General features: G+C 59.8%; 11 protein-coding genes and 1 tRNA gene. 4 read left to right on the top strand and 8 right to left on the bottom strand.

Annotation, left to right across the window (positions count from 1 at the left end; genetic code table 11):
• Positions 1 to 33 precede the first annotated feature (33 nt).
• The 4 genes from HY282_14375 (at position 34) to HY282_14360 (ending at position 2,532) form a co-directional block, all read left to right on the top strand.
• A tRNA-Cys gene (locus tag HY282_14375) sits at positions 34 to 109 on the top strand.
• 96 nt (positions 110 to 205) lie between these two features.
• Positions 206 to 430, top strand: coding sequence for a hypothetical protein (locus tag HY282_14370; protein MBI3804937.1), 225 nt, complete (start codon positions 206 to 208; stop codon positions 428 to 430).
• Between the two features lie 552 nt (positions 431 to 982).
• Entirely contained in the window at positions 983 to 2,086 is a 1,104-nt protein-coding gene (locus HY282_14365) for a glycosyltransferase family 2 protein (GenBank protein MBI3804936.1), read from the top strand.
• A 2-nt stretch (positions 2,087 to 2,088) separates the two neighbouring features.
• Positions 2,089 to 2,532 carry a hypothetical protein gene (locus HY282_14360; protein MBI3804935.1) on the top strand — a complete coding sequence of 148 codons (444 nt, stop codon included), beginning with the start codon at positions 2,089 to 2,091 and terminating at the stop codon, positions 2,530 to 2,532.
• Here HY282_14360 and glk read toward each other — a convergent pair.
• From glk to HY282_14320, 8 genes are all read right to left on the bottom strand, one after another.
• A complete protein-coding gene (gene glk, locus HY282_14355; GenBank protein MBI3804934.1) occupies positions 2,523 to 3,524 on the bottom strand; it encodes a glucokinase in 1,002 nt (333 codons plus the stop codon). The two genes, HY282_14360 and glk, sit on opposite strands and share 10 nt — an antisense overlap.
• Positions 3,521 to 4,027, bottom strand: a complete 507-nt coding sequence (gene rpiB / locus HY282_14350) for a ribose 5-phosphate isomerase B (protein MBI3804933.1) — start codon at positions 4,025 to 4,027, stop codon at positions 3,521 to 3,523. Before rpiB ends, glk begins: the two co-directional genes overlap by 4 nt.
• Complete coding sequence (gene pgl, locus HY282_14345) at positions 4,024 to 4,809, bottom strand: 6-phosphogluconolactonase (protein MBI3804932.1); 786 nt, start codon at positions 4,807 to 4,809, stop codon at positions 4,024 to 4,026. The genes rpiB and pgl overlap by 4 nt, the downstream gene beginning before the upstream one ends.
• Positions 4,784 to 6,304 carry a glucose-6-phosphate dehydrogenase gene (gene zwf / locus HY282_14340; GenBank protein MBI3804931.1) on the bottom strand — a complete coding sequence of 507 codons (1,521 nt, stop codon included), beginning with the start codon at positions 6,302 to 6,304 and terminating at the stop codon, positions 4,784 to 4,786. The genes pgl and zwf overlap by 26 nt, the downstream gene beginning before the upstream one ends.
• Positions 6,305 to 6,335: 31 nt before the next feature.
• On the bottom strand, positions 6,336 to 7,247 hold the full coding sequence (gene gnd / locus HY282_14335; GenBank protein ID MBI3804930.1) for a decarboxylating 6-phosphogluconate dehydrogenase: 912 nt from the start codon (positions 7,245 to 7,247) through the stop codon (positions 6,336 to 6,338).
• A 196-nt stretch (positions 7,248 to 7,443) separates the two neighbouring features.
• Entirely contained in the window at positions 7,444 to 8,607 is a 1,164-nt protein-coding gene (gene tal, locus HY282_14330; GenBank protein MBI3804929.1) for a transaldolase, read from the bottom strand.
• Positions 8,604 to 10,649: a transketolase gene (gene tkt, locus HY282_14325; GenBank protein ID MBI3804928.1), complete on the bottom strand. Its 2,046-nt coding sequence runs from the start codon at positions 10,647 to 10,649 to the stop codon at positions 8,604 to 8,606. The genes tal and tkt overlap by 4 nt, the downstream gene beginning before the upstream one ends.
• A gap of 75 nt (positions 10,650 to 10,724) precedes the next feature.
• Positions 10,725 to 13,142 carry a glucan 1,4-alpha-glucosidase gene (locus HY282_14320; protein MBI3804927.1) on the bottom strand — a complete coding sequence of 806 codons (2,418 nt, stop codon included), beginning with the start codon at positions 13,140 to 13,142 and terminating at the stop codon, positions 10,725 to 10,727.
• Positions 13,143 to 13,180 lie beyond the last annotated feature (38 nt).

The following is a 13,180-nucleotide window of genomic DNA, read 5'->3' as shown; positions in this document are numbered from 1 at the left end:
ATTTCGGGTCTGCTAAAATAAGCCCTTCTCAAAGGCGGCGTACCCAAGTGGTTAAGGGAGCAGTCTGCAAAACTGCGATTCATCGGTTCGAATCCGATCGCCGCCTCCACTTTTCTCTTCAAGAGTTTCAGGCCTTCAACCCCACACTCCTCAATCGGCTTAATTTCTACTGTCCAGTTTCACTCCTGTTTGGGATTTAAATCTTATGATTAAGTTATCTGGGTTTACGACACTCAGCGATCGGCCGCCGACGACCGAGGTGCTCACCACCGCTCCAGCGGTCGATCTGACCGACCCGCATCATACCGCCACGTCGAACATGACGATTCAGACCACCCCCGGCGGCGCGCGGGTGTTCGCCACCGGCTCCATCCAATGGAGCTGGGGATTGGACGATTACAATGTCCCGGCCCGCGCACCTCCCGGTTAAGCCGAGCCGCCCAGCAGATGACGCGCAATGTGCTCGCCCGCTTCGGCGCCCTGCCGGCATCTCCCGAGGGGTTGCCTTAAGTCCGCTGGGTAATATCCTGAATCTAAATTAAAATGAAAGCCGACCTGCTCCTTTTCCGAGTATCCTTAAAACCAATAGACCTAAAACAACATATTGATTGACGTTGGTTCTTTTATTTTGTTATGCTTTTTTTATTAACGATATTCATTGATGTCTATGCCGACTGTATATATCGGCCGATATGAATCGCTCGACTGCAACACAGACCCTCTCACGAGGGGCCTCCGTTCAGCTCTGGGTTTTCATGATCGCTTCTGCAATTCGGTGAACAACTCCAACCTTTATCCTCTGCCACACCCGGCTCGTTAAGACTTGCGCAGGGTCCTCCCTAAGGGGGATGCGCCTTTTTCGGCCGGATGTTGTTCAGATCGGTCCAAAATCTTGATGCCGGTGATCGGTAGAGCGCCCTCAGCGCGACAAGCATTTGGAGCGGTTTGCAGATCAATCATTCTTTATTTGTGGGGTTCCATCATGGATGAACTTATAACGCTTGCTCCTCCTCGTTCAGTCGCTGCTTTTGGACTTCCGCGCAGAAGGCGGACCGACAAAACACCGCTGCGAGGGCTGACCGTGATTGTCCCAGCCTACAACGAGAGCGCAACGATCGCCGATACCCTCTTCAGCCTGCGGGCGCAGACGGTGCCGATCCATGAAATTATTGTGGTCGACGACTGTTCCACCGACAACACCGGGGAGATCGCACGGGCCCTCGGGGTCACGGTGATCCGTCCGGCCTCCAACACCGGATCGAAAGCGGGGGCCCAGAATGTCGCGCTGACCCAGGTGGAAACGGAGTGGACCATGGCGCTCGATGCCGATACCACCTTGGCGCCCGACGCGGTCGAAAAACTGCTGGCGGCGCTCGACGCGCCCCGGGTCGCTGCGGCCTGCGGATCGGTGATTCCGCGGCATGTCCGAAGTGTCTGGGAGCGGGGCCGCTACATTGAATATCTCTTCGCCTTCACCTTCTTTAAGCCGATCCAGAATTACTATCAAAAACCGCTGATCTCCTCCGGCTGCTTCTCCGCATACCGCACCGAGGCGCTGCGCGCCGTCGGCGGGTGGTCGACGCGGACAATGGCGGAAGACATGGATCTCACCTGGAGCTTTTATCAACGGGGCGACCGGGTCCGCTTCGTCCCCGAAGCGGTCTGCTACCCGATCGAGCCGCACGATTTTAACTTTTTGCGCAAGCAGCTCCGCCGCTGGTCGCACGGCTTTATTCAGAATGTCCGCCTGCATTGGCGCGGCGCGCTCCGCGTCCCCTATCTCCGGTCGCTGATTGCGGTTGCGTTGTGGGATGCGACGATCGCCTCCATCGCTTATTTCGTCCTCATCCCCTGGCTCGCTTGGCGGCTCAGCCCGGTCTTCCTCATCGGCTATATCATCGATACGCCGGCCGTGATGGTCCCGGTGATGGTCCAGGCGATCCGACGCCGGGAGGTGGGACGGGCGGTTGCGAGCATCCCGGCCTTCTGGGTGATGCGGATCGTCAACGCCGTTTTCTTCCTGAAGGCGTTCTGGAGCGAGTTGATCCTAAAGCGACGGCTGACCGTCTATGAAAAGGGGCATTAACGATGAATGTGGGACTTCCCGGAACCGGAATTGGTGGACTTTTCTACATTGCCACCGCACTTTTGATGCCGTTTTTTGAATTGATCCAGCTCCTGCGCGGTCGGAGTAGCGCGGCGCGGTGGCGTTGCGTCACTGCCCAATTTGGAATGGCCGTCGCCATCTTCGCGTCGCTCTGGGCGACCGCTTGGACCTTAAACCGATTTCTCCCGGAGTCGCTTCTCATTCATTTACGTCTGGCCACCCAGCAGATCAATGACCTCCTGGGGGTCACCCCGACGCTCGTGACCCTCGTGACGCTCGGCGGCGTCCTCCTGGCCGTGGAACTGTTTGCCTTCTTCTTTGGGAGGTCGGCTCAAAGGGAGTTTACCTTGGAGGAGGACGTGCAGGGGCGAAGGTCGGATGATGTCTGCGCGTTGAAGCAGACGGTGGGAGCGTTTCACCGATGAGAGGAAGCATACTCGGCCGCGCCGAGCAGCGCCGCTTTTTCGTTGAGGATGATCCGAACAGGAATTTGGGTCATCATCTCGGAAAAACGTCCTTTGTCGACAAATGCCTTCATAAACGTGCCGTCTCGCAGCTTCTGTAAGATCTTCGGAGCAATCCCTCCGCCGACATAGATCCCGCCGGTTGCCAGCGCCTTGAGCGCCAAATTTCCCGCCTCGGCGCCATAGACGGAGACAAAGAGATCGAGCGCGTTGACGCAGAGATCGGCCCCGCCGGCGAGCGCCACCTCGGAAATCACCGCCGGCGGGTCTTCCATGGCGAGCCGCTCGGAGAGCCAGGGGGGCTCGTCTCCCTGTCCGGTGTCTCTTAAAAATCGGTAGATATTGAACAGGCCCGGCCCGGAGAGAATCCGCTCGTAGCTGATCGTCGGATAGTCCTTCCACAAATATTCAAGAAGCGCTATCTGCAGCGGATTACACGGTGCGAAGTCGCAATGGCCTCCCTCCGAAGCGGAGGGTTGGTGGCGGGAGCCATTCCAGAAAAGAACGACTTCGCCCAGGCCGGTCCCGGCGGAGATGATCGCCCGGTTTCCTCGGGTTCCCGTTTCGGACGAAACCTTCTCCGTCGCCGCTCCCGGATTGAGAACGAAAAAATCATTCTCCGTCAGCACCAGGGTGCCATACGCCGTCGCTTCCAGATCGTTCAGCAATACGACGGAAGCGATCTCAAACTCCCGGGCGAGGCCGGCTGCGTCGACGATCCAGGGAAGGTTGGTCGTCTCGCAGCGTCCTTGTACCACCGGACCGGCGACGCCGAAGGCGGCCCGTTGGATCGAGACCGGCCGCCGGCTTAAAAATTCCTTTAAGACCCCATTGAGGTCGGGATAATGGTGGCTCGGAAAGACCGCTTGATGGACCGCTGGGGTCCCTTTTTTCTCCTCGTCGAACAGCGCAAGAAATGTTTTGGTTCCACCGATGTCGCCGGCTAAGATCATCCTCTTTTCTCCGTTGAATTTTTGGAATCTTCCGAATCCTCCGGACAGGCGCTCAGATATTTTTTTTCGATCGCCGTGATCTTGCTGACCCGGCGGCGGTGCCGCCCTCCCTCGAATTTGCCTTCCAGCCACGCCTTGAGAATTTTCGGGAGCTCCTTTTGATCATATCCCCAACCTCTCAATACCAGCAGGTTGGCATCGTTGTGCGCGCGGCTAAGCCGCGCCTCCTCCACATTGCTCACCAAGGCGGCCCGGATGCCGGGAATTTTATTCGCCGCGATGGAGGCGCCGATGCCGGTGCCGCAGCTTAGGACACCCCGTCTCCCCCTCCCTTCCAACACCTTCAATGCCACTTTCTCGACATAGTCGGGATAATCGTCTGCGGGGTCGAGCCTATACGGACCGGCATCCTCGACCCGATAGTCCCACTTCTCCAAGCGCTTTTTTATAAATTCTTTTGCCTCTAATCCGGCATGATCGCTTCCAATGACCACGGTCTTCATGGGAGATTCTCCTTGGAGTCCATCAGACCTGCCAGACCGGCGGCCTCCCGGTCCAGAAAAAAGAGTCGCTTCCCCCCCCGCGGCCGGATCAGCCGGGCGGGGATTTCTTGAGAAAGAGCATCTTTCGACACGACCTCTTTGATGATCGGCGCCTTCTCTTTTCCCGCCGCGAGAAAGTGCACCTGCCGCGCATGATTGAACACCGGCAGGGTGAGGGTGAAGCGCCGGGCGTTGAGTTTCTCGACATAGGGCGCGACGACCCACCGCGCCTTTTCCTCTAAAGCGGGCGATCCGGGGAAGAGCGAGGCGGTATGTCCGTCCGGTCCGATGCCGAGCAGGACCAGATCGAATGAAGGCCATTTCCCCGTCGGCGGCTGAAAGAAGGAGCGGAGGGCCTCCTCATAGGCTTCGGCCGCCGCATCGGCATCACTCCACTCCCCCGGAATCCGATGCACATTTTCAGGGGGAATCGGAACTTTCGAAATCAACGTCTCGTCGGCCATCCGGTAATTCGATTCGGGATGATCGGGGGGGACGGCGCGCTCGTCTCCCCAAAAAAGATGGACCGCGCGCCAGGGGATCCGCTCCGCAAAGGGCCGGCCGGCCAGCTTCCGGTAGAGGGTGCGCGGGGTCGATCCGCCGGCGAGCGAGACCGAAAAGCGGCGTCGAAGAGAGACCGCTTCATCGGCCGCCTTCACGAACGCCTCTGCCGCCTGCCGTCCCAGATCCTCCCGGTCGAGGCAAACGACGATCTCTTTAGGGGGATCGCCACTGTCGCCCATCTTGCTCGATAAGGTCATCGGCCTCCTTCGGCCCCCAGCTTCCCGCTTTATAAATCGGGAAAGGGTCGGCGGGACCTTTCTCCCAGCGGTCTAGAATCGGTGCGAGGATCGACCAGGACCAGTCGATCCAATCTTCGCGCGAAAAGAGCATCGGGTCTCCGGCCAGACAATCCAACAACAACCGCTCGTAAGCATCGGGCGAAGGGACCTGGAAGGCATTGCGATAATTAAAATCCATCGTCACCGTGCACATACAGAGCTTCGGACCCGGACGCTTCGCTTGAAAGGTCAGGGAAATCCCCTCGCTCGGCTGAACGCACAGGACGAGGGTGTTCGGCTGAATCTTTTCGGAGAGGAGCGGCTTGAAAAGAAGGTGGGGGACCTGCTTGAACTGAATTGCTACTTCGGTCGCCTTCTTGTCGAGCCGTTTTCCGGAGCGAAGATAGAAGGGGACCCCCTGCCACCGCCAGTTATCGACATGAAGCTTGAGCGCGGCGAAGGTCTCGGTCTGAGACGCCGGGGCGACCCCCGGTTCATTTCGATACGCGACGGAGGGCGCGCCGTCGATCACCCCTTCGCCATACTGCCCCCGGACCGCAACCCGGTCGATCTCAGAGGCGTGGATCGACCGGATCGATCGTAAGACCTTCGTCTTCTCGTCGCGAATCGCCTCTGATTCGAAGCTCGCCGGAGGCTCCATCGCGATGACACAAAGAAGCTGAAGAAGGTGGTTCTGGAACATATCCCGAAGCGCCCCCGCCCCTTCATAATAGCCGGCCCGGCGCTCGACCCCGAGCGTCTCGGAGGCGGTAATCTGAATATGGTCGATGTAGCGGCGATTCCAGATCGGCTCGAAAATCGCATTGGCAAAGCGGAAAAAGAGGATGTTCTGCACCGCCTCTTTCCCCAGGAAGTGATCGATCCGGTAGACCTGCGGCTCTTTAAAAACCTCTCGGACCCGGCGATTGAGCGCCTGGGCCGACGAGAGATCGGTGCCGAACGGCTTTTCGATAATGATCCGGCTCCATCCCTTTCCGGGAGAGCGGTTCAGCCCCGCCTCTCCGAGATTCTCGATAATCTCGGTATATAAGGTCGGGGGGACGGCGAGATAAAAGAGCCGGTTGCCGCCCGATCGATATTGCTCATCGAGCGCCATCAGCCGCGCCTTCAATCGCGCATAAAACTCCGGCTCGTGAGAATCTCCGGACAAATAGTGAAACCGGCCGAGAAAGGTCTCTCGGGTGGATCGATCGATCGGCCGGCCCCGCGCATCGCTCTCGATCGAGGCCGCGACCCTTTTTTGAAACCCCGCATCGTCCAGGCGGCTCCGTCCGACCCCGAGGACGTACCACCGGTCGGGAAGGAGTCCCCCTTGGGCGAGGTGGAAGAGGGCGGGGACCAGCTTGCGCTGCGTGAGATCTCCCGTCGCCCCGAAGATGATGATCCCGCACGGCTCCGGAATCGGCTCGCTGCAGTTTCCATACTGGGTCGTCATCCCGCCGGAGATAAAGGTCGGATCGATCTCGTCATTTTTTTGTATTGGTTCTGGTTTTGGTTGCATGGCCTCCAAACTCCTTTCGAAGCGCGGCGATGAACTGATCTGAGAATCGATCGTCCTGCCGGGATTGAAAGCGCCGGAAGAGAGCGGTCGTGATGGCGGGAGCCGGCACGCCGCGCTCCACCGCCTCCAGCACCGTCCACCGTCCCTCCCCCGAATCGTCGACATAGCCCTTCACCCCCGACAGCGTCGGATCTTTTTCAAAGGCCTCTTCCGCCAGCTCAAGCAGCCAGGAGCGGACGACACTCCCCTGGTTCCAGAGATGCGCCACTTTTTTGAAATCGAACCCGAACGGTGAGGCTTTCAGCAGTTCGAACCCCTCTCCATATGCTTCGAGCATCGCATATTCAATCCCGTTGTGGACCATCTTCACAAAATGTCCGGCGCCGCTTTTGCCGCAGTAGAGATATCCATCGGGGGGGGCGAGCGTTTTGAAAACCGGTTCTAGTTTTTTAAAGGACGCTTCTTCCCCGCCGATCATCAGGCAATAACCGACCGACAACCCCCAGATTCCCCCGCTCGTCCCGACATCCATAAAGGAGATCCCTTTTTGCTTGAGGGTCTCTGCCCGGCTGATCGCGTCTTTGTAGTATGAATTTCCCCCGTCGATCAGGAGATCGCCCGGGGAGAGGTGGGGGAGGAGGGTGTTGATCGTCTCGGTGACCGGCGCACCCGCCGGCACCATGATCCAGAGGGCCCGCGGCGTCTCCAGCTTCTTCACCAACTCCTCCAGACTCGCCGCACCGGCGGCGCCGTCGCCGGTGATCCGCTGCACGGCGTCGGGATTCCGATCATAGCCGATGACCGCATGGCCTCCTTCGACGAGGCGCTGAACCATATTGGCTCCCATCTTTCCCAGCCCAATCAATCCCAGTTGCATCGGTCCGCCTCCTCATGTAGTAGTATGTGGGCCTCGATCCCGTTCAACCCTTGCCGTCGACGAGCGGACGGTTTGGGTGATCGGATCTTATTTTCTCTCCGTTCACGCTCTGCTGGTCGAAGCGATACAGTAAGCCCTTCGACTGGGCTTAGCGCCGGCCTCCGCTGCGCGCCCCGGCAAAGATCCGATGCGCGCTTCAGGCGATCTTCCGTCTCATCTCCTGTCGTTTCGCCGCCACCGAAGCGAAGAGCTTCTCATACGAGGCGGCGAAGGCCTTGACCCCTTCTTCTTGGGCGGTCCGGGTAATCTGCCGGAGGTCGATTCCAAGCCGTTCCAATTTTTGGAGGGTGGCTCGGGCCCCTTCCAGATCTTCTTCCAAGCTCGGCCGGACCTGGCCGTGGTCTCTGAAGGCCGCCAGCGTGGCAGGCGGGACGGTATTAATCGTATTCGGTCCGATCAGCTCCTCGACATAGAGGACATCCGAGTAGTTCTTGTTTTTGGTGCCGGTGCTTCCCCACAAGACTTTCTGAAGGGGGATGCCGTCGGGCGGTGCTTGACCTTGCGCTTGACCTTGCGCTTGGCTTTGCGCTTGGCTTTGAAAGATCTCTTTGAATTTTTGATAGATCATTTTGGAGTTGGCGATTCCGACTTTGCCGAGCAACCCCTTCAGCTCTTTTCGCGCTTCTTCCGAGCCGGCCGTCTCGATTTTCGCTTCCAGGAGCCGGTCGACCGTCGTATCGATCCGGCTGACGAAGACCGAGGCGACCGATCGAATCGATTCAACCGTTTTCCCTCGCTCCCTCCGACGTTTCATCCCGGCGAGGTAGGCGCGCGCAACCGCTTCATAACGCTCGAGCGAAAAGAGAAGGGTGATGTTGATCGAGATCCCCTCCGCGGTTAACGCTTCGATCGCCGGAAGGCCTTCGGCGGTGGAGGGGACCTTGATCATCACATTCGGCCGGTTCAGCCGGGGATGAAGCGCTTTGGCCGCCGCAATCGTCTCGTCGGTTCGATAAGCGAGCGCCGGGTTCAGCTCGATCGAGACAAACCCATCGTCTCCCTCGGTTCTCTCATAGACGGGACGAAAGAGATCGGCCGCTCTCTGGATATCTTGAATCATCAGCGCATCGAGGATCTCCGCGACGTCGCTCCCCTCGGAGACGAGCCGCCGGATCTCCTCATCATAGTCGCTGCTCTCTCCAATCGCCTTCTCGAAGATCGTCGGATTGGAGGTGACCCCGGTCAACCCGTCGTCGATCAAACGCTGGAGTGCGCCGGAGGTGATCAATGTTCGGTTGATGTTATCGAGCCAAACGCTTTGGCCGAGCTTGTTCAATTCTAGAATCGGATTCGTTTTCATGACACTTTCCTCCTTCCGGCCGCCGCCTCCGAAGAACGCTTCAGAAGCCGCCGGGCCTGCGCCGCGACATTCTCTACCGTAAATCCCAACTCCCGCATCACCACCTCGCCGGGGGCGGAGGCGCCGAATCGGTCGAGACCGATCATCGCCCCTTCCGGGCCGACATAGCGATCCCAGCCGAAGGTCGAGGCCGCTTCAATCGAGATCCGCGCCGTGATCTCCGCGGGAAAGACCGAGGCGCGATAGGCCGCCGGTTGCGCCTCGAAGCGCTCCCAGCTCGGCATGCTGACGACCCGGACGGCGGTCCCTTCCGCTTCCAGCACGTGGGCCGCTTCCAGGGCGAGATGGACCTCCGATCCGGTGGCAATCAAGATCAGCTCCGGCGATTTTCCTTCGGTCTCGGTCAAGACATAGGCCCCTTTCTCCAGGTGATCGGCCGGCGCGGATCGGCTTCGATCGATCACCGGGACCTTCTGCCGGGTGAGGATCAGCGCGATCGGTCCTTCCCGCCGCGCGATCGCCAGCCGCCACGCCACGGCGGTCTCGGTCGCGTCGGCCGGACGGATCACCGTCATGTTCGGAAGGGCGCGCAGGCCGGCGAGCTGCTCGATCGGCTGATGGGTCGGGCCGTCTTCCCCCAGCCCGATGCTGTCGTGGGTAAAAATATAGGTGACCGGCAGCTTCATCAGCGCCGCCAGCCGGATCGACCCCCGCATGTAATCGGAGAAGATCAAAAAAGTCCCGCCATACGGAATCACCCCGCCATGGAGGGTCATCCCGTTGAGCGCCCCTCCCATCGCATGCTCGCGCACGCCGAAGTGGAGGGTCCGCCCGTCATAGTGTCCGGCGAGAAAATCGCCGGTTCCCTTCTGGGTGGTATCGGTCGAGGGGGCGAGGTCGGCGGAGCCGCCGATCAGGTTCGGCAGCTTGGGGGCGACGAGGTTGAGCACCTCGCCGAAGGCGCGACGGGTTGCCACCGACCCTTTCGGCTGGTATTTTTCGATCTCCGCGTCCCATCCTTCGGGAAGGGTCCCTTCCATCGCCTGCCGCCACTGCTGCGCCAGATCGGGATAAGCGGCGGCATAGGATTGAAACCGGCCCTGCCATTCGGTCTCGAGCCGCTTTCCCCGGTCGACTGTTTTTCGGTACTCCGATAACGCCGCTTCGGGAACGTAGAACTCCGGCTCCAACGGCCAGCCGAGATGTTCCTTCGTCAGCCGAACCTCCTCTTTTCCCAACGGCTCGCCGTGCGCCTGGGCGCTGTCTTGCCGGTTCGGACTGCCATAGCCGATATGCGTCCGGACGATGATCAACGTGGGGCGCGCTGTCTCGGCCTGCGCGGTCTGAATCGCCTCCGACATCGCCGCCAAATCGTTTCCGTCGGGGAGCGGGCCGAGGACATTCCAGCCGTAGGCTTCGAAGCGCTTTTTGACATCTTCTCGAAAGGCGAGGTCGGTGCTCCCCTCGATCGTGATCCGGTTGTCGTCGTAGAAGCAGATCAATTTTCCGAGTCGAAGGTTTCCGGCGAGCGAGGCCGCCTCCGAAGCGATCCCTTCCATCAGGTCGCCGTCGCTGGCGATCATGTAGGTGTGGTGGTCGACGATCGGATAATCGGGGCGATTGAAGCGCGCCGCTAAAAAGCGCTCGGCGATCGCCATCCCGACCCCGTTCGCAAATCCCTGTCCCAGCGGGCCGGTGGTCGTCTCGACGCCGGGGGTGTGGCCGTGCTCCGGATGGCCGGGGGTACGGCTTCCCCATTGTCGAAACTGCTTAATGTCCTCCAGAGAGAGATCATAGCCGGTTAAATAGAGCAGGCTGTAGAGGAGCATCGAGGCATGCCCCGCCGAGAGGACAAAGCGGTCGCGGTCGGGCCAACGGGGGTTCTCCGGGTTGTGTTTTAAAAACCGGGTCCAGAGGAGATACCCCAGCGGCGCCAACCCCATCGGGGTGCCGGGATGGCCCGAGTTTGCCTTCTGCACCGCATCGGCCGCCAGCATTCGGATCGTATTGATGCAGAGCAGGTCGAGATCTTGATCGGTCATCTTTTTCATTCTATTCCTCCCACTTCAATTCTTCCACGCTTGTCCCGGCCGCATTCGATTCGCCGGAGAACCTTCTTACGAGTCTGCATGATGGGGTGCAGCGACCTCCACTGAAAAATCTTTTCCCTCCCAATGCGCCTCCTTCAGCCAGTAGAAGGTGAAGCGAATCGGAGCCGTTTGATGCCTCGGAATCGGTAGATCGACAAAAGCGATCTCCACCCCCAGCCGATCCGCCTCCGTATCGCGGGCCGTCTTCCATTCGTCCGAGCTCCAGCGGATCCGAAAGGGGGTGTGGGCCAGAATGCGGAGCGTCTTTCCGGCGGCGACGGCGCCGACCTGGCGATTCAATTTCCAGACTTCGAGCTCTTTTCGGCCTTTCCCTTCCCGGTACCGGGCCGCCACGGGGGGGAGCAGATCGAAGACGACTCCATCGTGAACCGACCGAAGGAGTTTGATGTATTCGGCATGCGCCCACATCAGCGGCATGGCGGCGCCGGTCGGACGGCCGAAATACATTCCCCATTCCGGCCGATCCGGCGCATCCCAGATCTGTTCCGGAAGCATTCCCCCCGGGGATGCGAAGCGCTCGATCGCCCGGATATAGCGCTCCACCTTTCGGCCCGCCGCCAATTCATAGTGGGCCCGCTCGCCGGTCAGCAGCGGCCAGGCGCGCCCTTGTCCCGAGCCGACGTAGGGCCCGCCGTCCGCCCGTTGGCCGAAACCGTCATGGTTGTACCGTCTCCAGGAGGGCCCCACGGGGGTCTCGACTCTCAGAACGGCATCGACCACTTTCAGGGAATCTTCAATCAACGGGTCGTCCGGTTTTCTGATGCCGTATCGGACCAGCTCTAAAAATCCGGCATCGACGATCTCCTTCGCCGCAAACTCATATTGCGATCCGGGCGGCCGATTGCTGAGGATGATTCGGCCGACATTCGGATCTTCGTGCGGCCGCGGCTCCTTCGGATCGACCGGGTGGATCCGGATGAAGTGGCGGGAAATCCCCGGCACCAACGTTCCCTGTGTGGTGACCGTCCAGGCTTCGAGATGCGATTCAAGAAAATCGGCATACGCTTCGAAGAACGCCGCTTCTTTCTCCTGTCTATGAAGGCGGGCGAACGCGGCGGCGCAGATGAGCGCGGCGATGTTCGCCGCGAGGGTTGACGGGGAGTAGCCGCTGTTCTCCTCCCATCGCTCTTGCGGGGTGGCGGGTCCTTGCCGGATCAGATACTGCGCCGCTTTCATCACCATCGGATAAGGATCGAAATCTTTTAATCCGCCGAGCGCTTGCAAGCGCCAGGCGAGGAGGACCGGAAAGGCGACCCCGTCGAGCTGAATTCCCTGCCAGTAGGGGGCGCCGTTGATCCAGAAGTTCTGATAAAACCCGCCGTCGGGACGCTGGGACGCGGCGAGATAAATCAGCGCTCGATAAGGGGTCTCCCTGTTTCCCGAGGCGAGGAGTGCTGTGACGCTCTGGCAGAGATCGCGCGTCCAGACCAGGTGATAGCCCCCCAAACCGTCGTCATCTCCATGAACCTCCCCCCAGGGGATGCTCATCGACGCGATCAGCGCCCCCGGATAGGTTTTGTCTTCATGGGCGAGGAGGAGACTGTGGCTGATCCGGTAGAGGCGCCCTTTGTCTCCCGAGTGGGTGTCGAGCGGGAGGGTGTCCCCGCAGATTCGATGCCACTGTTCGCGATAACGCTGCTGCTGTTTCTCATAGGATCCTCCCAACGATTGTAATAACGTCGTGATCGCCCCATGAAGCGCGAAGCCGAAGCCGAGTCCCAAGGTGAAGCTGCGCGTTTCGGAGAGATCGACCTCTCCCATCACGGCGACGTTGCCGTCCCTGGCGAAGTCGAATTCCCAGTCCATTTGAAAGTTGTCACGAAGGTCGGTCCAGCCGTCGCTTGCGCCGACGAACCCACAAGAGGTCCGCCGGAAGGGAACGGTCGCTCCCAATGCGAGATAGACCCCGTCTTTAAACGCGACCAGAAGATCCCGGCCGGCGACTCTCGCCTTCGCCGCCGTATTGCCCCCTCCTCCGACCGCCAGGTGAGGGGCAAGCAAGACGTAGAGATGGAGCTTCTTTAAGAACGCCTCCTCTCCTTCCAGTCGGGTGTGAATTAGGACGCAAGAGAGGTGAGGATCGGTGATGATCTCCTTGACCAACCGATAGCGCCCGGCCGGATCGCTTTGAATGATCCGATATCCGAGGGCATGCGCATCGATGTATTCCGATTCGGTGATGAGATCCCGCTTCTCCTCGTGAAAGAGCTGCGCGCCGTCGGAGATCAAATATTCAAGATCCCGAATCTGCGGGGAATCGACGGTGGGAAAATAAACCTCGTTGAGGATGCCGTGAGAAAGGGTAAACCAGATCCGGCTGGCGGTGTTGTAAGCGGTTCCGACCCCCTCTTTTTCGCTGCGGGTCCAGCGGGGCGGCATCCCCGGATGTCCGAAGGCCTCCTTCCCCTGAAATAGAATTTCCATCAGTGCCTCGCGTGTGGCCTTTTTATCGGATCACCCAA

The organism is Candidatus Manganitrophaceae bacterium, from assembly GCA_016200325.1.
In the GTDB taxonomy this organism is placed as follows: Bacteria; Nitrospirota; Nitrospiria; order SBBL01; family Manganitrophaceae; genus Manganitrophus.
Note: the sequence above shows the minus strand (reverse complement) of the source record. Positions and strands in the feature narration are given on the sequence as shown.